Raw genomic sequence first — 23,042 nt, forward strand, 5'->3', positions numbered from 1 at the left:
GATGCGCTTGAAAATCCCTCAATATGAAGCCATTTATAAAAAGCGAAAGCAAACTGTTGAACCCGTTTTCGGCATCATCAAAAGCGTTTTAAGGTTCCGGCAATTTTCATTAAGAGGAATATTTGAAACAGACAACGAATGGAGCTTGGTGTGCTTAGCTTACAATATAAAACGCATGTTTAAGATGTCAATGACTTCATAGAGAAGCTACTAACGTAAAATAATTCAGCAAATGAAGTCTTAAACCCGAATCCAAAAATTAAAGACAATAAGAGAGCTAAGAGCGACACACTCCTAGGATACTTTTTAAGCGTCCCAGCCATTTCAAGGGTTTTTCTTACGATGTTACTCGCCGCATAGTCAGTTTCATAACTCATATTAGCCACCTTTTCTTCCTTAGTAGCTTTCTTACCGATTTTCACAATTTTAGCTGACATATTGTCAATCTTTTTATAATCAAATTTACAAACCATTCAACTGATAACAAAAACGCATCAAAATTTCTTCCCTTTCGAAAATCAACATACTCAGTGCAATTTTCTGCAATGACGGAACTGAGCATATACCGGAATCGACCGTTTAATTGAAGCACAAAGGATAAAATTTGTTGAGTCGCGATTTGTTTTACACTGAAATGAAATACTCCCGTTTTACTGGACAGCCAATGGATAAAGTTAATTTTAATTAAGATGCTTTTGCGTCAAAGAACAAGTCATTAGGGATAAATCCAGTACCGGTGTGTTTGCGTTGACCGCTGTAAAATTCCACATACGTTTTTACTCCTCTATACAGATCCATCCCGCCGTTGGGTGGGTTTAAGTATACATATTCTTGTTTGAGCGACCTCCAAAACCGTTCGATGAAAACGTTGTCAAGTGCTCTTCCCTTCCCATCCATTGACACCTTTATGCCACTACCTAACAATGAGTTGACAAAGGAGGGGCTAGTGAATTGACTACCTTGATCGGTATTAAATATTTCGGGCCGTCCCTCGGTACGGATAGTATCCAAGAGGATTTCCCGGCACCATTCCATGCTCATCGTGTTTGATATGCTCCATCCGACAATCCTTCGGCTATACACATCGATAATGGCAAACATGTACATAAATCCACGGAACATCGGGATGTACGTGATATCGGCCTGCCAGACATGATTAGGACGCTCAATTTTCAGCCCCTTCAACAGATATGGATATTTGTAGTCAGTCGCTTTGGCCTTGCTCAGGTTGCGTTTGGGATAGATTGTACGCAAATTCATGAGCTTGTATAGCCTTCGTACACGCTTTACTCCAACGTGGTAACCTAAGCCGCGCAGGTAGTCAGTCATGCGTTCCACTCCATAAAATGGACATTCCAGAAACTTTCGGTCTATGGCTTTCATCAGGCGTTGATTTACCAACGATTCTCCCTTGGGCTTGAAATAATAGCTACTCCTCTGTAAACCAATTAGTTTACATTGTGCTGAAACGCTGAGAGTGATGTATTCCGGAGAAATAAGTTCGCGTTTTTCCATGGTTGTCATTTCCCCAAGACTTTTTTTAGGAAATCCACCTGGACCTGAAGCTCCCCGATCTTGGCGTACAATTCCTGCTCCTTAGAGTTCTCAGCCTCATTCGTTGCCGGTGCCTCTTTGTCGAAAACCAACTCGGCTTTCTCCAGAAACTCCCGTTTCCAGGCCGCAATCTGTGTTGGATGGATTTGGTACTTGGACGCTAAGTCCTGGACGGTGCTTACCTCCTTGATGGCTTCGATGGCCACCTTAGCCTTGAAGCTAGCGCTGAATTTTCTACGTTCCTTTTTCATAGTCAACTACTAAATTAGAAATTTTAGCAGCTGTCCAATTATTGGGGAGTATTATAGAAATGACCATTTGTTACTTCAAAATTCTACACAACTATCTTAGATATTTTCTCCATGTCTTTTAAAAAGTGGTTCGACAACTGTTCGGGAAGGGGTACAAATGGCTCCAACGATAAGTCGGGGCCATTTTTTTGAATTATGGTAGCGCCAAAATTGGTATTAATTGGCTTATAATTCGTTGATATTCCCCCAATCAATACGATTACAAACGGTAAATTAGCAAAAGTCGTAGTTTTAAAATTATGCATAATGGGTGAAATGACGTCACCATTAATGAATGACTTTAAAATCACGACTTCCTACAATGTAAAAAAATATTTATAAAATTTGATTAAGTATTCATTGGCATAATATTTAATCAAAAGTGATAAATTTAACATCGCCATTGTTTCTTTACTGAATCTAAATACTTGAATCTTAAATTACAAAAGTGGATTTTACTTCTATAGAAATATGCGCAGGTGCAGGAGGGCAAGCAATTGGATTGGAACAGGCTGGTTTTGAACATATTGCACTGGTAGAGATAGAACCCTTAGCATGTAAAACCCTGCCTCTCAATCGTAAGGATTGGAATGTCATAAATCAAGACGTTAAGGACTTTACAGCAGTTTCGTACCAGGGAGTTGACCTTTTTGCAGGTGGAGTTCCTTGCCCCCCATTCTCTATTGCTGGAAAACAGTTAGGCCATTTGGATGAGCGTGATCTATTTCCTGAGGCAATAAGGCTTGTAAAGGAATGTAATCCTAAGGCTGTTATGTTAGAAAACGTTCGAGGAATTCTAAGTGCTAAATTCTTAGATTATCGTCGGCAAATTTTAAATGAGTTTTACAAATTGGGTTATCAATGTGACTGGCGAATTATTAATGCATCCGATTATGGAGTTTCACAAACCAGATCGAGAGCCATTTTAGTCGCCCTTAAAAGGGAATATTTTGAATTTTTTGAATGGCCAAAACGGCATGAGATCTTGCCCTTGACTGTTGGAGAATTATTATACGATGAAATGGCATCATCAGGCTGGGAATATGCTGAGGCTTGGAAATCAAAAGCAAACACGATTGCACCAACGATTGTCGGCGGATCGAAAAAGCATGGAGGAGCAGATCTAGGTCCTACAAGAGCTAAACAATCTTGGGCATTGTTAGGTGTAGACGGAAAGGGGTTGGCAGACTCACCACCCCTACACGGAGCTGGGGAAATACCAAGATTAACACTAAAAATGACAGCACTCATTCAAGGTTTCCCGAATGATTGGCAATTTGCAGGAAAAAAAACACCAGCATATAGGCAAGTAGGAAACGCATTTCCTCCTCCTGTTGCAAAAGCAATGGGAATATCCATTAAAAAAGCCCTAAATAAATATGAGCACGAAAGTTCCAAGAAGAAAAGGATCGAGAACCAAGTTGCGTGAGTTTTTTTTAGAAAATGTTGGTCACGTATTGAATTCCGACCTTTTGCGTGATATTGCTGGTACAAGCGAGTGGGCTCGACGTGTGCGGGAGCTTAGAAACGAGGAAGGAATGAATATTGTTACGCATAATGACAGAAGTGAATTAAAGCCAGGTGAATATTTGCTTGTGAATATAAAGCCCTTACCCTCTTTTGAACGTGGCATTTCGAAAGAAACACGAGCATTCGTGTTGGACAGAAATGGATTTACTTGTCAAATGTGTGGATCAGCGGCTGGGGAACCCCATCCTTATGACCAAGGAAGAAAAACAAGGCTTCATATCGGACATATAATTGACAAGTCAATGGGTGGTAATGATGACCTCTCTAATCTAAGGGCTATTTGCTCAGTTTGCAATGAAGGTGCTTCGAACCTTACTTTAAATAGACCACAAGCCATTAAACTCCTTGCGCAAGTTCGAAGAGCGCCAACATCCGATCAATTAGATGTTTTGAAATGGATCGTTGAAAAATCCCCAAAACAAACTCTTGGGCTTTTAAATAAAACGCAGTGATCTTTGTAAGATCCAAAATTTCCAATTCGTTTTTTGATATCCTGATCCCTAAATCCCAAAATAGCCCAACCACCAGATTCTAATATACATCGTTGTATGTTGCGTTTTTTAACATTACGTACATAAATAAAGGGCCGGTTGTAACGGTATACAACAAGTGATATCTTTGACAATTTCTTACTCAGTTCGTGCCAATAAATTAGAAAAATATCGATCACCCATAGCTTAGGAGCGACAGAAATTTCACACCCTCTTTTTGCTTTTTTTTACAAAGCGTTGCCTTAGTTGCTAAACATCAACCTCCTACCTCACCCCCTGAATTATGCCTCAAATTCCACTCCGTTAACATATTCAAAATCGGTAATAATTCCAGTCCTTTGTCTGTCAGAAAATACTCCACCCTCGGCGGCACTTCCTTAAAAGCCTCTCTTTTTATAATACCGTCTTCTTCAAGTTCCTTCAGCTGTTCCGTCGGAATTTTCCTGCTGATGATACCCATTTTGGTGTGGATAATGCCAAATCTTTGGCGCTTCAGGCCTATTGTATAGATGATAACAGACTTCCATTTTTTGCCTATTGTTGCCATCGTCCCGGTTATTGGACACTTGTAGCAGATAAAATTTCGTTGGCCATATTTAGATATAGCTGGGCTCCTCTAAATTTCAGTCTGGATAAATAACAATCGACATAAATTGTGCTCTGAATAGTTTATTCCCTTTCTGCACTTTGTTCTTAGAATACAGCGCACTTCATAATAAAAAAACTCAGATCTCAAACACGACCTACATTCAAAACATAAAGTATTCTAAATTTTAAAAATCCCACAACAACTACTAAAATAAAATGTTTGATTCTATTAATTTTGTAACATGAACAAAAACCTTGAATGTCAAGTTGCAGGATTCCAAAGTTCCGATTTAAAATTGAAAGGTTTTAAAGTCCACGAGATTACGGGGCCTTCCTATCCTTCACTTTTTTATGGCAGACGGGATTTTTACAAAATCGTTTTAGCGACAGGGCATTTTAATATTTGTTACGGTGATCAGACATTTGATATCAATGACACTTTCCTGTTTTTTGGCAATCCACACATAGCCTATTCCAATGAGCACTTGTCTCCTCAGCAAAATGGGTATGCTTGTGTGTTTACCGAAAGTTTTATCGGAAGCAGAGAACGGACGGACAGTTTGTTGAATACTTCAATATTCCGTTTTGACGGAAACCCTATTGTCCCATTAAACCGTGAACAGGCCGATTTCATCAGCTCTCTTTTCCAAAGAATGCAAACTGTTTATAGCGGAGAATACGGCAAAAAAGCTGAAATGCTCAGAAGCTGCATAGACCTCATCATTCACGAAGTATTGCGTATTCAGCCACAAAATGAGCTGAAACAAAAAAATGCCGCTACGAGGATGACCTATTTATTTATGGAATTATTGGAAAAACAATTTCCAATAGAAACCGCAGCAGATCCGCTAAGGTTAAGGTCTGCCCAGGATTTTGCCGAAAGCCTGGCAGTTCATGTCAACTATCTTAACCGCTCCGTAAAAGAAATTACCGGCAGGCCCATATCTGTACATATCGCTGAGCGCATCGCATCAGAAGCAAAAGCACTCTTAAAGCATACTAATTGGAGCGTGGCGGATATTGCCTATGCTTTGGGCTTTGAATATCCAAGCTACTTCAATAACTACTTTAAAAGAATTACCAACACTACTCCCAACGCTTTCAGGAAAAGTAAAGAAAAAGTATGAAAATCATAATTTTTGGTTTGATTCTCTTTACCCATAAACGTCATTAAACCGGAGCTTTGTATTACTAAATAAATTGAAGCTATCAGCCATAACGGTTGCTCTTTGCTTAAACTTTTATAATACAAAATCATGAAAGAAGGAAAATTAAATGAACCGGAAGTAATCAATATAGCCGATAATAAAGCGGTAAAGGTGCCAACTCCTGTGCTGTCTGTCAGTCCTATTTTGTTATCAGCGCCGGGGCGTGGGGAAGAAATTCAGCTGCGGGTTTCTGCGCCGACGAGCGGGAGTCAATTACCAATTATTGTCTTCGCGCATGGTTATGGCTCTTCACTGGACGGATATGCTCCACTCGTAAATTTCTGGACGGCCAACGGTTTTGTGGTTATCCAGCCAACTTTTCTCGATTCAAGAACGTTGGCTCTCAGTCCTGACGATCCGCGAACGCCTTTGATCTGGAAGTTCCGCGTTGAAGATATGAAGCAAATTCTGGATGAACTCGACTTCATTGAGGATTCTGTTCTCGGGCTTAAAGGGCGTTTAGACCGAAGCCGTATCGCCGCGGTCGGGCATTCCTTTGGATCACAAACAGCAGGAATGTTGTTGGGTGCACGGATTATTGGTATTGACGGCAGCTTTGGCGAAGATATGTCTGACCCGCGAATTAAGGCTGGAGTGCTTCTAACTCCGGCTGGCAAAGGCGGAGAAGACCTAAGTCCTTTCGCCGCCGAGCATTATCCTTTCATGAACCCGAGCTACACCGAAATGACTACTCCGACCCTTGTCGTAGCAGGTGATAAGGACATTTCTCCGTTAACGATTCGCGGATGGGATTGGTTTACGGATGCCTATACATTAAGTCCGGGTGCTCATTGGCTGGTTACGTTGTTTGATGGAGAACATTTATTAGGTGGAATTTCCGGATATCTCGTTACAGAAACAAGCGATGAAAATCCTGAGCGGGTCGCGGCAGTACAGCGACTTACCTTGGCTTACCTCCGCAGTGCACTTTATCCGGAAGATCATTCCTGGGCGGAAGTGCGGAAAGAATTTTCTGAGGGCTCAAATCAGATTGGTAAGGTTGAAGGGAAATGAGGTCTTGAAAGATTGAGAATTTCAACCAGTACAAAATGGCTCTGGCGATAAGCTGGAGCCATTTTGTGATCAGGAATAAAAACTTTATTGATCTGCATTAAACCGCTTCCTAAACTAACTATACAAAATAATTCATATTAAATATAAAACATATCCAACCTTTTTCCATAAAATCGAGTCTTGATAAAGCTACTCATCTCTCATTTTATGAAAAGATTGATCCTTCTTAGTTTAACTGCGATTTGTTTGACCAGCTGCTGGCCGTTTTTTTCTCATGATAAGGATGGGAAGTTTCTTGAAGAAGTTGTCCGGCTCGATGATTTCAATTCTGAATTTGACGACTACAATTCCAATATGGCATCAAACCGGTCAGGTTCTACGCATTTATTATTTTCATCAAAAAGAGAGAAAAAGAATGTTTTTAATCTTGTTTCGGCAAGAGCAGATTTTAGTTATGGCGACAGACTGGAACTAAAACCACATGTCGCGGGATCATATTCCAATGACCCTTATAGTGGAGTACAATTCCTGGCATCCCGGGCAAATGGAAATTTCAATGTGCTCGGACCTAAGTCAATACGATTAAATTCAGATTTCGATTCCTTCGGAGAAAAGAATGATCTAATGCTGTTTTATGCTGATGATTCTGAGGGTACTCTTGACATAAAACATCTTACTTATGGAGGCGAACCCGATCCTGAAAAGTTTGACATACTGAATTCGGATAAGGATGATGCTTATCCGACCTTTTCCTACAATGGTGAGAAAATCTACTTCTGTTCCAACCGCGGGGGAAATTTTGATATTTATGAAGTTACTATTCTACGAACAAGTGCCGAGCATGTTACCAGGGAAAATCTGGTTCATCCAAAGGATTACAGCATAAGAAAAATGGATGAACTTTCCAGTCCCTATGAAGATAAATGTCCTTATTTACTAAACGACACTATGGTTTTTGTTTCGGACAGACCAGGTGGAAAGGGTGGTTTTGATGTTTATACTTCCAAATTGACAAATGGAAAATGGTCAGCACCCGTGAACGCGGGCGACCGGATAAATACACAATACAATGAGTACCGGCCGATTTTGCCAATGTTAGATTTTACTTACAAGCTCATGATATTTTCCTCTGACCGCCCTGGCGGTAAAGGCGGTTTTGATCTTTACATGACCGGATTGGAAAAGAATTTTTAGGAATCTCTCTTTTGGGATATTGTCTTATCTTTAAAATTGTTTGAAACGTTAAGGGCTTACACAAAAAACTAGCGTCACTGAATCTGGTGATAAGGCTAAAACTAGCTGTAAAAACTTACGATAAATATCAATTACATTCTTTGTTATGGCAAAATTTCGTTTGCTCTTTTTATACCTGCTTTGTATTGCTTTCACTACGTTTTCACAAGTAAACCAATCCCCTAATTTCCCTGACGGAACGAAAATACCGGATTGGTTTTCAGACAGTTCAAAGATCAGTTTAAAAGATTTGGGTAAACAATTTGTGATAACCACACACGGAGCGAAAACGGATAGCACCGTTGTCCAAACAGCTGCGATCCAAAAAATAATTGACTTGGCTCATAAGCAGGGCGGCGGCGTAATTGTTATTCCAAAAGGTACTTTTTTGAGTGGCGCTTTGTTTTTTAAGCCTAATACTCATCTTTATATTTCGGAAGGCGCCGTGTTAAAAGGCTCGAATAATATCGCAGATTACCCAATCATGCCTTCGAGAATAGAAGGACAAAGTCTTGATTATTTTCCTGCTTTGGTAAATGCGTATGGCGTCAATGGTTTCACAATTTCAGGGAAAGGCACGATTGATGGCAATGGATTAAATTACTGGAAGGCATTTTGGCAAAGAAGAAAGGAAAATCCCAACTGTACTAATCTGGAAGTTTCAAGACCGCGACTGGTTTTTATTTGGAAAAGTAATAATGTACAGGTACAGGATGTCCGGCTTCAAAATTCAGGTTTTTGGACAAGTCATTATTATCAATGTAAAAATATCAAGATTTTAAATGTGCGCATCACTGCACCTCATGAACCCATAAAAGCACCAAGTACGGATGCAATTGATTTGGATGTGTGTAGTAATGTGCTGATTAAAGGCTGTTATCTGGCAGTAAATGATGATGCGATTGCCTTAAAAGGAGGGAAAGGACCCTATGCTGATACAGATCCTGGGAATGGTGAGAATACAAATATCATCATTGAAGATTGTGAATTTGGCTTTTGTCATGCGGCGCTCACGTGTGGAAGCGAAGCAATACACAACAAAAATATTATGATGCGAAACTGCCATATTACAAATGCCATGCGCGTACTTTGGCTGAAAATGCGACCGGATACGCCACAAAAATACGAGTTTATAAGTGTTGAAAATATTGATGGTTACGCTTATAGTTTGATCTACGCGAAACCATGGACCCAGTTTTTTGATTTGAAAGGAAGAAAGGATGTTCCCCCATCCTATTGCGACAACATCAGCTTGAAAAATATCAACCTGAAATGTGAAGTTTTTTTTGATGTAAATCCCGGCAAATACGACAAATTATCGAAGTTCAATTTTGAAAACCTGAATATTACGGCCCAAAATGGCACTTATGATAAAACTGTTATACAGGATTTCAGGCTGAGTAATGTAAAGTTGAATGGAAAGATGGTTGAGTGAATCAATTTTACCGATTTCAGAAAACAACTTCATGTTTTGTGTGATTAATCATTTACAAAACTTAGAATAATTGTCTGGCCAGTAGCTTTCAAAATCATTTATTTCAATAAGAAATCAAGATTCCGAAGTACAAAAAAGTCATATGCACGCTGAGCCAGATCTTGCAAATGCTTTCGCAACTCAATCGGTTCAAGTATGGTAACGGCGCCAGCATAAGGCAGCAGCCAGGTTGCAAGGTAAGGCAATGAGCCGATAAAAAATATCATTTCCAGACTTCCATCGGGCAGAAGTTCCTCGTGTGTCCAGCCATATTGGTGCTTGGTATCGTGCAAATGCTGCGCGAGAGCGGGCAAAACAGCAACAGCCTGAAAGCGGATAATAACTTTTTCCCTGGATTTTCTCCTGGCCTCGTCCGCCCAGTATTGCTGTAATGTTTCCGGACGGGCTGCAAAAACTTCTTCACTTAACAGTAAGTTTTGAATACGGTCGAGGCGAAAATCCCGGAATGCCTGTCGGAGCCGGCAATAACCAACCACGTGCCATTGTTGACTCAGATAAAGACCGATAGGTTCTATTTCTCGATGAATAGCTGAATCGTTCTCAGCGCCGCGATATAAAATATGCACGACCCGATGAGCCGTAACGGCAGTTACCAACTGCTGGTAAGCATTCGACTGGCCGGGCTGGCCGGGTAATACCAGAATATGAGGAGCAATTATTTCAAGGTGGTCGCGGTCAGATTGGCGCATCGCTGCACGCAACTTATTCATTGCTGCTCCGCTGAGTTGCGCTGTGGTTATGTCGGTGAGCTGGGTGGCAAGTTTTTCAGCCGTTAGTAATGCTATGGCTTCCTCACGTGTAAACATGACCGGCGGCAACCGATATCCATCCAACATCCCATACCCCTTACCTTCCTGGGTTACTACCGGAATTCCTGCACTTTCCAGTGTTCTTATATCCCGGTAAATAGTGCGGGTACTGACTGAAAACCGGTGCGCCAGTTCTGTCGCCGTCAATACCCGTTTTGTTTGAAGCAGTGTAAGCAGCGCTACCAGGCGGGAAAGGCGGGTTATTTCCGGGTCAATCATTTGCTATTTTTTTGTCCACTGAATGGCTTTGGGTTTCAGGTTCTGATCAGCAAGTTCTGCAATTTCGACAATTCGCTTTTGTCGTGTTTCGGGTCGTTTAGCTCGAACCAGCCATTCTAAAATACTTTTTTTAACGGATTTACTCAAACTTAGAAAATAGCTTTTGGCATTTAACATTTTTTGAAATTCCTCTTCCAAATCCTCAGGAATTATCAGTCCTTCAGTATCATCCAAAATCGTCCAGGAGCCATTCCCTTTTGCAATTTCAATACTTTCAAAACCTTTTTTTGTCATGAGGCCTTCTTCAACAAGTCTCCGGACTTTTTCTTTATTAATTCCAGACCAAACGCTATTGGCCTTTCTCCTGCTGAAAAACCGCATAAATTTTTCTTCGTCAACAGGTTTTGCAATACTGTCTATCCACCCAAAACAAAGTGCTTCATCCACAGCGTCGCTCCATGTGATGGTTGGAGTGTTTGATTTATTTTTGTAGAAAATGAGCCAGACGGATTTTTCCTTATCCTGGTTTTCTTCTAACCAAGTTCTCCATTGCTGCCGGGTTGCCGGATAAAAAGTTTTCACCTCTTTTTCTGTCATGATCGCTGGCTGAAATTTCTCAAAAATAGCATAAATCGAATAAGTAATCGCACAGACTTTTATTTCATTCTTACTAAAATCAGACTGACAATCAAAATACCAACGAAATGGTAAGCACCACTAATTAGACCATAAAGCAGCGGTTTTGGTATATTAGGGTTGATTGCAATATTGACGGTATTGGCCACCAGATATCCCAATCCGACCAGTATAGCAAATATCACAGCGTTCTCATATGAATCAATCTTTAAAGCATATATCAAAATTGCACTTGCAATTGTAATAACAAGACAGCAAAGTGCTGGCCCGATAATGAAAATCGGGGCCAGTTTTTGTGGCAGATCATTTTCTCTACCCAATGAAACTTTATATGGTTTGGAAAAAAGCAAAGTGAACCAAAGGGCACCAAGAAGAAAGTAAGGCACGAATGCGAGTAAAACACTTAACCAGGAGATTTCTGCCAGTACATTAAACATGTTTTTCATTTTTTAGTGATTGAAATTGTATCAACACCACAAAGAAAAACATGCACAGTGACAGCCCTATGTCATAGGTCAATCAGGCAGACTAGAAAAATATTTTTTTAGTCTGTTTAATCTTCAAGCCCGAAAACCCATTGGTGTAAAAGAAGTCTGTTTTTTGAAAAAATTGGAAAAGTTGGCGAGATCATCAAATCCTAGCATATAGGCGATTTCTGAAATATTCCAGTCTGTTTGTTTAAGTAAGATCTTTGCTTCCTGAGCAATTCTGTTGCTTATGATTTCGGTGGTCGTGTTTCCGGTGATTTCTTTAAGTACTTTATTCAAATGATTCACATGAACGGCAAGTCTGTTTGCATAATCTTTCGCAGTTCGAAGGCTGAGCCTTTGCTCTTGTGATTCCAAAGGAAACTGTCTTTCCAACAGCTCGATAAACAGCGAAGAAATTCTGTCCGACGCATTTTGAACAGAACTTAACGAAGATGCCGGTTGTAATTTCTGTCCAAAATGGATTACTTCCAATAGCAAATTACGCAGCAGGTCATATTTATAAATGTAATCCGTTTGCAGCTCTTTGTACATTTTCCGGAAAAGATATCCCAGTTCTTCTGATTGTTCGGAGGTAAGTTGAAAAACGGGAAGTTCACCCGGACGGAAAATTGGCAAGTCATCCAGAACAATTCCTGCTCTGTTTTTGGAAAGAAAATCACTTGTAAAAATACAGAATAATCCCGCCTGATTATCGTCCTCCGGAATCCAGTGATAGGAAATTTTGGGCGTTGCAAAAAGCAGTGCGCTTCCGTTTATTTCAATAATCTTATCAGCATATTCTGCCCGGTTTTTACCTTGTATAAAACTGATTTTGTAATACGCCCTTCTACTGTAAGGCATAATCCGGGTTCCTGTTTTTTTATCAAAAAGTTTTTCAATCTCAAACACATTGAAATGACCAATTTCTTTCGAAATTCCTTCCGGAAGTGTGGCCGTAGCTCTTTTATAAAAGTCATCAATGGAATTTAAGGTCATGGCACTCATTGGACTATTAAACTCAAATTTAACAATCTGATGGCAGCTTTTCAAGATTTCTTTGGCTATAATGAATTGTTCCCCACGACAATATGACCGGAGGATATTTTGTCACATTCATAAAAGACATAATCGTCTGGCTAGTATTTTGATAATATTTCCAAGGCACCGGGTCTCCATACAAATTACCAAACCGGATTATTGTGAATAGGATAATGGCGGCGATTCCAATCAGATTAAAGAGCCTTTTCCTCTTTGTTCCGGGAATGGGTGAGCTGTAAAATTGTCCGAAATAATACCCAAGGGCCATCACGCCGACCCAGGGAATAATGGGATAAACAATGTTCAGCATTCTGCCTGTTCCTATGCTGAAATAGCCGGTTTCATGAAGCAAGCTCCAAAAAAAATTGCCTTCAAAATGAATGTTATCCAACAGATTATGGCCAAAAATCAACGTGCAGGAAATAACCAAAATTACGTTTAGTGGAAGATATATAAATACTGCGGGAAAGATCATACTCACTCCCAGAACCCAAATGACTGCCAAATCAAAATTATTAAAATACACATTGAAATACCATGCAAATGAGATTAGCGTCAATTCAATGAAAATCAGCCAGAGGCCGCGTTTGATCAAAAAGACAGAGCGTTAGCCTTTGTTTTTCTTTTGCCCGACATGAAAGCAGAAATCCCTCCAGAAAGCTGAATGTCGGTGCGCAAAAATGCGTGATCCAGCGCGATACATACAAGGGTATGGAAGCATGCTCCGGATTAGTAATATCATAAAGCGCACGGGTTTGATAAAAATAATCACGCGTGTGATCGAGCGCCATTAACACCATTACGAGACCTTTCAAAAGATCAATGGATTCGATCCTGTTTTTTGATAAGGAGGTCATTGTTATTTGATAATTACAGAAAAAGAGTATCCCGATTGTTCTGTTAAATCTTGTATTAAAAGAAAAGGTGCAAAGCACCAAAATACTTGTAGAAACAAACGCGCAACGCTCCGCCGAAAAATTCTATAAAATTTATTTTGATCCAAGCTACTTTTTGAGCCGCAAAAACCGCGCTGCATTATTATACAGAATATCCTCCTTGTCTTGCTTTGTCAAAAAAGTAAGACTATTCAAAAAGAGAATCGATTTTTCGATAGCATAAGGCCATTTCATCTGGTCGGAGCCAAACATGACGCGATCCAAATAGCCGGCCTCTTTCGCATTACGCAGAAAACCTTTAATATATCTTTGTGTATTTGGTTCAACCCATAACATCACAGCGAGATCTGTGTAAAGTTTTGGATAATAAGCCATTAGCCTAATCCCGTGTTCAGGCCAATCCTCTCCTCCCGCATGCATCATGTAAATACGGAGCTTCGGGTAATTTACCAGAACATCTTCGATTAAGAACGGATCCCCAAACGTGAGTCTTGCTTTTGGCGACCATGAATAAGTTCCGCCCGGATCACCTCCGCCCGTGTGAACGGCTACCGGAATATCATATTTTTCGCAGATCCGTAAGTAAGGTCTCCAGGCAGGGTCACTTAATGTCATACCTGCGTAATACGGTCCAAGCTCTCCAAATATTTCTATTTCTTTATTCTTCACCATTTGCTCAAATTTCACACTATCCATGTGATAATCTGTTGGAGAAAACATTTCGATACCTTTGATAATACGATTGCTGCTATCCGTTTCAACCCAATTTTTTACACTTTCAGGCGACCCGCTTACAGCGGCTTTTACAATATTGTATTTTTTAAAGGCAGCAAAAGTTGCAGCACGATGTTCTTCTGCATTTTTGGAGCCCTTATTGCCATAATAATCTGTCCCCGGTTCCCTCTCACCAAAGTCGCTTTCCGTATAGGAATGAATGTGCATATCAATAATTTTCTGTTTTGGCTGCGCATTCAATACGTTATAAAAGAAAAGAAGGAGAAGGAGAGTCTTGTTCATAAGAACTTTGTTGGGAGAAAACATCAGACAAATATTTAAAATCAAAAGTTATTTCACTATTCCGATATTATAGGATTTTCGCGCCTCATCGGCTGTTTTTCCCAATAAGTCAGACTTCTCCAAACCCATTCAAGCGGACCAAAACGGAAATACTTCAACCAGATCGGACTGACAATCAATTGAAAAATCCAGACACTAAATACAATGTAGTACAGCTGATGACGGTGCAGCATTCCGTATAAGGAAAAGCCATAACCCATGAAAATGAAATTACAGATAATGGATTGGCTGACATAATTTGTAAAAGCCATTTGCCCAACCGACGAGAGGCTTTTTTGTAAAAAAGGAAGAATCCCCGATTTAATAAAAAGCATAATAAGTGCAATGTGTCCAAACGTAGTAGACACTCTGCCAACATCATAAGTCCTGAAAACGGATGCCATGGAAAGCACATCAAAATGATGATCTATCACATAACCTGTTTCAAAATAATTAACCGTCAAACCGATTCCATACCCTATAATCGCCATCACAAAATAGAATTCATTTGACTTGGCTGCCCTGAAAATCCCGTTTTTAAGAAAGGCCATTCCCAGCAACATCATTGCCGCCATTTCGATAAAGAAGTAACGGTACATATAGACGCTTTGCATAAACTGGCTTATAGGTGCCTTCACTTTAAGGATGCTCCAATAATCCTGATGCATTGATTTTATTGCCTTATCAATTTTTTCTTTGGATGGTTTTGCGTCAGCCACTTTACCCTTCCAGGTTTCTATAGCGGTAGAATCATCTTTTGTCAGTTTCTTTAATTCCTGCTTTTTCAACTCTGCTGCTGTATACTTATCAAAGGTCGTTTTTGTATCGAAATAGTCGTAGTTGTAAATAAGTGACATCAATACAAGAAGCACAGCGGCTGCGAAAATCAACCTACCTGGATTCCAGTGCCTGAAACTAAAAGCGAACATGCCTACGATGGCATAAGGATAGAGTACTTCGCCATGCCATAATAAAATGTAAGAGTGGATAATACCGAAAAGAAACATCCATAACAACCTGCGAAAGAAAGCATCAGTAACAGAAACGCCATTGATAATTCCTACTGAACGGCTGTTGAATAATACTATGCCTGCCCCAAACAACATCGAAAACATGCCGCGCATCGTTCCTTCAAAAAACATGGCATTTATCCACCAGACTTTTAAATCCCATCCTGTCGCTCCGCCGTTCACTGTGGGATCGTCATAAGATCGATACAAGCCAAGACCTGTAATATTCATCAATAAAATACCCAACAACGAAATGCCCCGGATCGTATCCATCGCACTGATTCTGGCCGTTTTTTCGGTCGGTTTGAGCATAAGCTCCGGGAGCATTTCGGGTTGAGCATTCATCCGGTTGAGTGTAATAAGTATGTTCAAAGGTATCGATATCAGAAAAGAAAGGCTTTTGCTATTGTGCCAAAAACTTGGTCTATTTGGTCAAAATCAGGTTTTTCGCCAGAAAACTTAGTCTATTGTTTCAAGACATACATTTCTTACATCAAAAGTTTTCTAAGACCATGAAAGGCATGTTCAATTAATCTCAAATCCGTTGTTACAATTTGAGCAGTACCGGCCATGTCAGATATGAATTTAAACTTCTGCTTATATCTACTCACCAAACCGTTACTCAGGCTTACTTTCACCCGGTAAGAATGTATGGTCAGTGAAGGTTCCATACTGATCACCTTTCCTTCCAGCATACCAAATTCCTCATAAGTTTCAGAATTACTTTTTGTCCGATCCGCGCTTTGCCCATACCGCGCACAGGAATATCAACGGCTGCTATAAATGTTTCTTCAACGGGCATAAGCGCAAATAATGTATCTGTGGCTTTAAGATACTGATTTTCAGCCAAATTTTTAAGAAAAACCAACTTACCATCAGCTGGTGCGGTAATCAGATAATTTTGCTGCCAGTGCGTGCTGAGAAGTAAAGAGTAATATAAAACCGCAGGTGTTAACGCTGGAAAACGCGAACTTTAATACCAAAAGTAGCAGACCGCCCTTCGGGAATCTTAGCGTATTGTTCCAAAAACGTTGTTTATTGTAGCATGGGCTTGGTTTATTGTTGCTTCCAAGCCCTTTTTAACTCATTGAAGCAAGTAGCCCGTTGATACACTTAAAAATCGACTATTGGACGATTTGTTGAATCAGTAATTCGTAACGTTCGTCCTGTAAACGGTCAGAAAGCCAGTCACGCACAATAAATTTAAAAAACAGCATTGGTGGCTCGTGCTGGTCAATAGCGGTTTGAAAATAAGTCAAAGCCTTATCCGCATCGCCCACGCTGGCATGTACAATTCCCATGTCATAATTGGCCACAACCTGGGTTTTGCTTAATGATGTCATTTGAGTAAGAATATCCCAGGCACTTTCCGTCTCATCCGACAACCCGAATAAGGCGCCACATGCACTTAGGGTAATGCCATTATAGTTGAGTTCCAGCGCAGTTTCCAACGATTCCTGGCTATCCGGATAGTTTTTCAGCGTGATCAGATTTAAACCAGTGATCATATATCCACCCCAGAATGATGGCTCCAACGCAACCAGTTTTTTTCCCTGGGCAACAGCTTTTTCAATATTGCCGGCTATCCAATATACATAGGCAGCATAAAAGTTATTGATCAGCGAAAATGGTTCAAGCGACAAAGCCTGGGTTACGTGTTCATCCGCCTTGGCAAGATTGCCTGTCAGAGCTGAGTACAAGGCATATTGCATATGCAATTCGGCCGCGTTCCAATTTAATTCCAGGGCTTTTTTAAAAGCGACGGACGCATTTGTAAAGTCCCATTCGTATAACATTTGCATACGAGCCAGCGCCAGATAACTTTCTGCAATACTGCTGTCCAGTTCCAGAGCTTGTTCCGTTGCCTTTTTCATCAATGGCAAAGCATTGGCTGCGGAAAGATGGCGGTAAAACCACATGTTCAGATAACAGGAAGCAATACCGGCATAAGCGATTGCGTAGGTTGGTTCCAGTTCAATAGCCGCCTGAAAATAGCCGATCGCTTTGTTAAATTCATTCGCTCGTGCAAATTTGTTATGATAAAAACGGCCGTGCAAATACAGCTGGTAAGCTTCGGGATTATTGGTATATCTTTTAAAAGGCGTCGCTTCTTCGCTGCCTAATAATTGTATTTTTATTTCTTTCAAAATCGCAAGCGCGATCTCATCCTGAATGTCAAAAATATCGATCAGTTCCCGATCATATTTCTCTGACCAGATATGATATCCGTCCTCTACTTTTATAAGATTTGTTGTAATTCGAAGTTTATTTCCGGATTTCCGTATGCTGCCTTCCAGAATATGATTGACGTTCAGTTGTTCGCCGATTAGTCTGACATCCTGATTTTTACCTTTAAAAGTAAAAGAAGATGTCCGCCCTGCTATCTGTAAATCAGGCACATGGCTTAATACATTAATAATTTCCTCTGTTACGCCGTCACTAAAATACTCTTGCTCAGGATCTGTGCTCATGTTCAAAAAAGGTAAAACAGCAATGGACACTTTCTGAGCTGTCGGTTTTGTACTTTTTCCCATGGCAGACTGGTTTCTAAATTCGGTTGGAGTAATTTTGAAAGCCTCGGAAAAGTATTTGCTAAAATTCCGGGGACTTTCGATGCCCACAAGATACGCAATTTCCGAAATCCTCGTATCCGTTTCCAAGAGCAGATTTCGGGCTTTGTCTAATCTTTTCTCACGAACATAAAGTGTAACAGAAAGCTGCGTTTTTTCTTTGACGATCCGAAATAACTGGGAGCGACTAAGTCCCATTGCTTTGCAGAGAACGTCAGAGGTCAAAGTCAGATTATCAAGATTTCCGTCTAAAAAGTTATTTAACTTATCAATAACTCCATTTTCGGTTTGCATTATCATTTACGCTAGTCAGGTATTTTACTGGGTTACTAAATGTTAAATCCGGGAAAAACCACATTACCAAAATACTAAATTTGCACGTCTTTCATTCGAGCTGAGCCATACCTTTTTGGGTTCTGTAAGGTGCTTTGAAAAAATCTCTGACTACCTGATTAAATATATTTTTGTACACGACAAGCGTCGAATGCCCTGAATTTGGCAAAATCCATAAATAAGATTTGGGAATAGACTCGGCAATAATCATCGTATGCCTGGGCAAAATCACATCGTGATCACCACCGATAACGAGTGTTGGACATTTTACGTTTTTCAAATCCGCGGTTTTAATATTTGGATTGAAAACCATCAGGTTTAGCAGTTTCTTTTGCACTTTCACTGAGGCTGTTTGCTGTACTTTTGCCAAACTATCATTGACAGAAACAATCCAGTTAAAAAGGGAAGCTTCAACAGCCGTTGTATCAGGCCATAAATTCGCTCCGGTGATTGCCAGTTTTTTCACTTTTTCAGGATGCCTCGTTGCCAGTAGAAGTCCGTCGATCCCGCCGTCACTCCAGCCAATAACATTGCAGGAATCTACATGAAGCTTATTTAGTAATTCGTTCAGATCATCCGCCATCATTTCATAGGAAAGTGAATCGCTGGCATCCGTTGATTTTCCCTGAGCGCGGCTGTCAGCCACAATTACTTTGTAGCTTTTGGCAAAATAAGGAATTTGATTTTTGAAGTTTTCAATAGAACCGCCGTTTCCATGAATCAGCAATAGTGGTTTTCCTGTGCCGTAAACTTCATAATACATCTTGAAACCACGAATGTCTGCATATTTACCTGCTTTTGCATTATTGCCAAATAAGGCGTTTGCAGATGAGGTTATCGGTAGAGAGGATTGAGCAAATACGCCTTGCGCGCACAGCATGGAACACAGATAAAAAAGTAGTTTTTTCTTCATTTTATTAATTGAAATTGAAATTTTTACCCAGTAAATCGATCATTCGATCGACACTTTTTATGTGGTTTTTGGATGAACAAATATACCTATTCGAATGCAACTTTCTGAAAAATCGGGATCTAAACCTATTTTACGGATTGGATTTCTATGAGCAAAACTGTTGCTGTTTTTTTAGCAATCCGTCTGAATGAAATAGTAAGCTTTGAAAGGTTGTTGTGTAGCGACCTTTCCTCCTGTTTAGATTTTTACAAATCAATCCCTGATTACAAAAGACGCCGTTGACTGTTGCCCGGCGGAAATTATTTTCGCTACGTATAAACCTGCGGTCAGTTTTGGAAATTTCGCAAGTGAAATCTGTTTGTCAGTTTTAACTTTCAATCGCTGGTTTTGATAAAGAACTTGTCCTTTGATATCCAGTATTGTCAAATCAGTTTCCCCCGACGAATCATTTCCGCTAACCTGAAAAAAAGTATTGTTTTGCGTTCCGGGATTTGGAATGAGAATAGTCCTGAAAATTTGAAACGCTCGCGGGAGAGGACTTGCTGAATCCACTGGAAAGAGCGTATAGGTACACCTCGTCTGCGTGCCCCGTAACACCTTTGCCTGTAGTTACTCCGGGAAAGTACAACTAATAATTCTGAGCCTGACTTGCAAATGATAGAAAAATAAGAACAAATAAAACCGGGTAGAAGTGTTTCGTTTTCATAATGTAAGTAATGGTTAAATAATTATTTTTTATGAAAATTATACGATGAAATTGAATTCAGGTTTGATTATTAACAAATCAGGCTTCCGGGATAAGATCCCCGGCAATATTTTCACCTTTCTTCATTCTGATGATAGGTGTCATATCGTAATAAGTGTAGTAACCGTCAATCAATTTATCTTTATCAAAGTGGATTATAAATTTCATTTTGACAGATACCGTACCATTTTCATACATCATTTTGTTTGAAAAGCGGGCGATAACCTGAGTGCCCGGCAACACACCGGATCTTACTTTTTTTTCAATACAAATGGGTACATAACTTGCGTTTTCAATGGACATGGATTTTATCCCGGAAACTGCGATGTAATTTTTCCACCAGGCCAGCAAGGCCGTTTTCCCTATCAGTTTTTTAGAAGTTTTTTCATCTCCCTCAGGAAAATAATAGACTACACTGTCACTCAGCATCGTACTCCATGTTTCCAAATCAAAGTCTGCCATCAAATCCAGGGACTTTTCGGCGAGGATTCCATACACAGATGAAGCGGCTGTAAAGCTTTCCATTTCTGAATGGTCAACACTACATCTTGTCCCGTTAAGCACCAGAAAAACACCGACAGTAAAGGCCAGAAAAGGTCTTTGAAAGATCGTTTTCATCTTTATCTTTCCAGACACAGTGAGAAAGCATATTAACAAAACAAAATTACCTAACCACTTTCGGGGCGCGTTGGTATATCTGTTCAATTGCTTGGTGTATTGTTTCGGGATTGGTTTATTTGATCAACTATTTAGTCTATTTGGTCAAACACCCGATTTCGGAGAAACAGAAGATGTTTTTATGTTTACGAAAAGACTTATTACAAACCGAATTTCTTTAAGACAGCTTTGTACTGACGCTCACCACGAAGCGTAGCAAAAAAGCTGGATACTTTTACATCCGTAGGAATTATACCCGCATCAGCTGCTTTTTGGAGATAGTATAAACTTTGCTTTTTGTCTCCCAGTCCTGCATAAATAACACTCCTTGAAACATAATTTTCAGGAAGTTCCCGCAATTGTTTTAAGTACGAATAGACCTTATCAACCTGTCCATCCTTAGCCTGGCAATAGACCGTCTGGTACTGAATTGATTTTATTCCTGGGTTTTTCTGATTCGCTTTGGCATAATATTTCAGAGCCTGACTGTATTGTCCCCTGGCAATAAAATAATAGCCGGAAACCCAATAATATACCCATGACTCACTGAAAAGAACACGCCCCTCATCAATATTTTTTTTTGCCAGGCCAAGTTCTCCGCCGTATATACAATTCACAATATTCCCCCCAAAAATAACATGATGCAGCGGATCCAGCTCCACAGCCTTTGAGCTGTACCGGATCGCTTCTTTCATACTACCGGTGCTTCTTAACAACAGGCTGAACCAATAATTAATCAGGGCATCATTCGGACTATATTTTAATGCGATCTCGTAAGCCGTTTTTGCCTGTTCCCATTTGTATTGATTACGATAAATGTTCGCCAGATTGGCATACGCAAGTCCATTTTCTGCATCAAGTCTGATGGCAGTGAGTGAATTCTGCTCGGTCATTTTCAGCGCCTTCGCGTTATCAACAAAGTCACTTTCTCCCAAAAGATAATACGCCTGTCCTCTGCTCGCATAGGCAGCGGCAAATTCAGGATCAAAGTCGATCGCCTTGTTTAGTTTCACAATACTTTCTTCAAGCTCATTCTTTTTTCTTGAAACAATCAGCTGACTTCCTTTCAAGTATTCATTATAAGCGGCGGGATTTGTAGTTGGCACTTTCCCAAGTTTCTCTATCGTGGCATCACTCAGTTTTTGGTCAAGTTCGCTGGCAACTTCTCTGGAAACAGTTGTCAAATATTTAAAAACATCTTTGGTATCGCCATCATAACTTTTCGTCCAGACAGACCGGTCATCGCGTGCCCTGACCAATTCCACATTTATCCTGATCTTATTATTTGCCTGAAAAACGGAGCCTTCGAGAATATAATTTACATTCAGTTCTTTGGCGATTTGCGGAACCAGTTGAGTAGAATTTTTATACTTATCCGTGGAAGTTGTAGAAATAACTTTCAATTTCCGGATCAGCGAAAGCGAGCCGTGGATTTGCTCCATAATACCATCACAAAAATAGGCCGTTTCCGGCGAGCCAAGATTTTTGAATGGCATGATAGCGATAGAATTTCCTGAAAACACAGGAAAAGCGGAAACACTCTGAGTTTTACCAACCAAAGGTTTCCAAAAATAAACGACCAGCGCCAGGCATAGAAAAAATCCGATCGCTAAATAAAAGTATTTTCCGGAATATTGTTTGTAATTCCATTTTTCAGAAACCGGCGGCAATGCAGAATCCGGAATTTCTGTCTCGACTTTTCCCTCTGCCTTATTACGCCCTTCCAAAATCAGTTTCCGGTAAGCAGTCGGCGAAAGCCCGAATTCCTGTGTAAAATATTTGCTAAAATTCTGAGGACTATCAATTCCCAAAAAATACGCTATTTCCGCCGTTTTCATGTCAGAAGATTCGAGCAGTTCCCGACCTTTGATCAGTTTTCTCTGACGGATATAAAGTGAAGTCGAAAGCTGGGTTTGCTCCTTAATATAGCGGTATAATTGCGACCGGCTCATACCAAGTTCCTGGCAGATTTCATCAATTCCAAAATCAGATTTATGAAAGTTGCTTTCAATAATCTGATTGAATTTATCCAGCATCACCTTTTCTCTTTCCGAACTTCTCATTTTACAGGAATCTATATCGAAATTCAAAAACTACCGGTCTGGCAAACTTCGCAGTAATTAAACTTCCATTATTCATGCAAAATAATTGATTTTCTGCGCTTTGGTTATCCCTGCCATTTATATTTCAGGTTAATTTTATTGAACGTATTTTAACGAAAAATCCGGACACAAAAAAAGCTCCGGAATTTCCGAAGCTGTTTCTAAACCCTCCTCTATCCGAACTT

25 protein-coding genes are annotated in these 23,042 nt (G+C 40.1%); 7 read left to right on the forward strand and 18 right to left on the reverse strand.

Annotation, left to right across the window (positions count from 1 at the left end; translation table 11 throughout):
• Positions 1 to 202: transposase (locus FDK13_RS34005; protein WP_170982988.1), on the forward strand; the 202-nt coding region annotated here is incomplete at its 5' end.
• A gap of 482 nt (positions 203 to 684) precedes the next feature.
• Here FDK13_RS34005 and FDK13_RS34010 read toward each other — a convergent pair.
• Both FDK13_RS34010 and FDK13_RS34015 read right to left on the reverse strand, forming a co-directional pair.
• Positions 685 to 1,515: an IS3 family transposase gene (locus FDK13_RS34010; RefSeq protein WP_170983003.1), complete on the reverse strand. Its 831-nt coding sequence runs from the start codon at positions 1,513 to 1,515 to the stop codon at positions 685 to 687.
• A gap of 5 nt (positions 1,516 to 1,520) precedes the next feature.
• The gene (locus FDK13_RS34015; RefSeq protein WP_137344474.1) at positions 1,521 to 1,805 is read right to left on the reverse strand and encodes a transposase; all 285 of its coding nucleotides are present in this window, start codon (positions 1,803 to 1,805) and stop codon (positions 1,521 to 1,523) included.
• Positions 1,806 to 2,292: 487 nt separating this feature from the next.
• On the opposite strand from FDK13_RS34015, the gene FDK13_RS34020 reads away from it, so the two are divergent.
• Both FDK13_RS34020 and FDK13_RS34025 read left to right on the forward strand, forming a co-directional pair.
• A complete protein-coding gene (locus FDK13_RS34020) occupies positions 2,293 to 3,273 on the forward strand; it encodes a DNA cytosine methyltransferase (RefSeq protein WP_137344475.1) in 981 nt (326 codons plus the stop codon).
• Positions 3,224 to 3,826, forward strand: coding sequence for an HNH endonuclease (locus FDK13_RS34025; protein ID WP_137344476.1), 603 nt, complete (start codon positions 3,224 to 3,226; stop codon positions 3,824 to 3,826). Before FDK13_RS34020 ends, FDK13_RS34025 begins: the two co-directional genes overlap by 50 nt.
• 295 nt (positions 3,827 to 4,121) lie before the next feature.
• On the opposite strand, the gene FDK13_RS34030 is transcribed toward FDK13_RS34025, so the two are convergent.
• Positions 4,122 to 4,412: a winged helix-turn-helix transcriptional regulator gene (locus FDK13_RS34030; RefSeq protein ID WP_220417501.1), complete on the reverse strand. Its 291-nt coding sequence runs from the start codon at positions 4,410 to 4,412 to the stop codon at positions 4,122 to 4,124.
• Between the two features lie 283 nt (positions 4,413 to 4,695).
• Here FDK13_RS34030 and FDK13_RS34035 point away from each other — a divergent pair, with 283 nt between their 5' ends.
• From FDK13_RS34035 to FDK13_RS34050, 4 genes are all read left to right on the forward strand, one after another.
• A complete protein-coding gene (locus FDK13_RS34035; RefSeq protein ID WP_137344478.1) occupies positions 4,696 to 5,580 on the forward strand; it encodes a helix-turn-helix domain-containing protein in 885 nt (294 codons plus the stop codon).
• Between the two features lie 129 nt (positions 5,581 to 5,709).
• Positions 5,710 to 6,675, forward strand: a complete 966-nt coding sequence (locus FDK13_RS34040) for an alpha/beta hydrolase family protein (protein WP_137344479.1) — start codon at positions 5,710 to 5,712, stop codon at positions 6,673 to 6,675.
• A gap of 207 nt (positions 6,676 to 6,882) precedes the next feature.
• Complete coding sequence (locus tag FDK13_RS34045) at positions 6,883 to 7,869, forward strand: TolB family protein (protein ID WP_137344480.1); 987 nt, start codon at positions 6,883 to 6,885, stop codon at positions 7,867 to 7,869.
• A gap of 145 nt (positions 7,870 to 8,014) precedes the next feature.
• Complete coding sequence (locus FDK13_RS34050; RefSeq protein WP_137344481.1) at positions 8,015 to 9,343, forward strand: rhamnogalacturonidase; 1,329 nt, start codon at positions 8,015 to 8,017, stop codon at positions 9,341 to 9,343.
• Positions 9,344 to 9,441: 98 nt separating this feature from the next.
• Here the strand turns inward: FDK13_RS34050 and FDK13_RS34055 are convergent, their stop codons facing one another.
• From FDK13_RS34055 to FDK13_RS34125, 15 genes are all read right to left on the reverse strand, one after another.
• A complete protein-coding gene (locus FDK13_RS34055) occupies positions 9,442 to 10,431 on the reverse strand; it encodes a helix-turn-helix transcriptional regulator (RefSeq protein WP_137344482.1) in 990 nt (329 codons plus the stop codon).
• A gap of 3 nt (positions 10,432 to 10,434) precedes the next feature.
• Positions 10,435 to 11,028: a YdeI/OmpD-associated family protein gene (locus FDK13_RS34060; protein WP_137344483.1), complete on the reverse strand. Its 594-nt coding sequence runs from the start codon at positions 11,026 to 11,028 to the stop codon at positions 10,435 to 10,437.
• A gap of 59 nt (positions 11,029 to 11,087) precedes the next feature.
• Positions 11,088 to 11,513, reverse strand: a complete 426-nt coding sequence (locus FDK13_RS34065) for a DUF1761 domain-containing protein (protein WP_229216332.1) — start codon at positions 11,511 to 11,513, stop codon at positions 11,088 to 11,090.
• A 114-nt stretch (positions 11,514 to 11,627) separates the two neighbouring features.
• Complete coding sequence (locus tag FDK13_RS34070) at positions 11,628 to 12,533, reverse strand: helix-turn-helix domain-containing protein (RefSeq protein ID WP_137344484.1); 906 nt, start codon at positions 12,531 to 12,533, stop codon at positions 11,628 to 11,630.
• Between the two features lie 28 nt (positions 12,534 to 12,561).
• The gene (locus tag FDK13_RS34075) at positions 12,562 to 13,170 is read right to left on the reverse strand and encodes an acetyltransferase domain-containing protein (RefSeq protein ID WP_137344485.1); all 609 of its coding nucleotides are present in this window, start codon (positions 13,168 to 13,170) and stop codon (positions 12,562 to 12,564) included.
• Positions 13,136 to 13,432 (reverse strand): acetyltransferase domain-containing protein, encoded by a 297-nt coding sequence (locus FDK13_RS34080; RefSeq protein WP_137344486.1) that lies wholly within the window; start codon positions 13,430 to 13,432, stop codon positions 13,136 to 13,138. Before FDK13_RS34080 ends, FDK13_RS34075 begins: the two co-directional genes overlap by 35 nt.
• Before the next feature lie 147 nt (positions 13,433 to 13,579).
• Positions 13,580 to 14,488, reverse strand: coding sequence for an amidohydrolase family protein (locus FDK13_RS34085; protein WP_170983004.1), 909 nt, complete (start codon positions 14,486 to 14,488; stop codon positions 13,580 to 13,582).
• 56 nt (positions 14,489 to 14,544) lie between these two features.
• Positions 14,545 to 15,882 carry a DUF418 domain-containing protein gene (locus FDK13_RS34090; protein WP_137344488.1) on the reverse strand — a complete coding sequence of 446 codons (1,338 nt, stop codon included), beginning with the start codon at positions 15,880 to 15,882 and terminating at the stop codon, positions 14,545 to 14,547.
• A 143-nt stretch (positions 15,883 to 16,025) separates the two neighbouring features.
• Positions 16,026 to 16,208, reverse strand: coding sequence for a hypothetical protein (locus tag FDK13_RS34095; RefSeq protein WP_137344489.1), 183 nt, complete (start codon positions 16,206 to 16,208; stop codon positions 16,026 to 16,028).
• A gap of 5 nt (positions 16,209 to 16,213) precedes the next feature.
• Complete coding sequence (locus FDK13_RS34100) at positions 16,214 to 16,387, reverse strand: hypothetical protein (RefSeq protein ID WP_229216333.1); 174 nt, start codon at positions 16,385 to 16,387, stop codon at positions 16,214 to 16,216.
• A 274-nt stretch (positions 16,388 to 16,661) separates the two neighbouring features.
• Positions 16,662 to 18,401 (reverse strand): helix-turn-helix domain-containing protein, encoded by a 1,740-nt coding sequence (locus FDK13_RS34105; protein WP_170983006.1) that lies wholly within the window; start codon positions 18,399 to 18,401, stop codon positions 16,662 to 16,664.
• A gap of 91 nt (positions 18,402 to 18,492) precedes the next feature.
• Positions 18,493 to 19,353, reverse strand: a complete 861-nt coding sequence (locus FDK13_RS34110; protein ID WP_229216334.1) for an alpha/beta fold hydrolase — start codon at positions 19,351 to 19,353, stop codon at positions 18,493 to 18,495.
• 252 nt (positions 19,354 to 19,605) lie between these two features.
• Positions 19,606 to 19,905: a T9SS type A sorting domain-containing protein gene (locus tag FDK13_RS34115; RefSeq protein ID WP_170983007.1), complete on the reverse strand. Its 300-nt coding sequence runs from the start codon at positions 19,903 to 19,905 to the stop codon at positions 19,606 to 19,608.
• A gap of 232 nt (positions 19,906 to 20,137) precedes the next feature.
• Positions 20,138 to 20,716 (reverse strand): nuclear transport factor 2 family protein, encoded by a 579-nt coding sequence (locus FDK13_RS34120; RefSeq protein ID WP_137344493.1) that lies wholly within the window; start codon positions 20,714 to 20,716, stop codon positions 20,138 to 20,140.
• A 200-nt stretch (positions 20,717 to 20,916) separates the two neighbouring features.
• Positions 20,917 to 22,818, reverse strand: a complete 1,902-nt coding sequence (locus FDK13_RS34125; RefSeq protein WP_137344494.1) for a helix-turn-helix domain-containing protein — start codon at positions 22,816 to 22,818, stop codon at positions 20,917 to 20,919.
• Between the last annotated feature and the right edge of the window lie 224 nt (positions 22,819 to 23,042).

This window comes from Dyadobacter frigoris (assembly GCF_005280585.1).
Lineage (GTDB): Bacteria > Bacteroidota > Bacteroidia > Cytophagales > Spirosomataceae > Dyadobacter > Dyadobacter frigoris.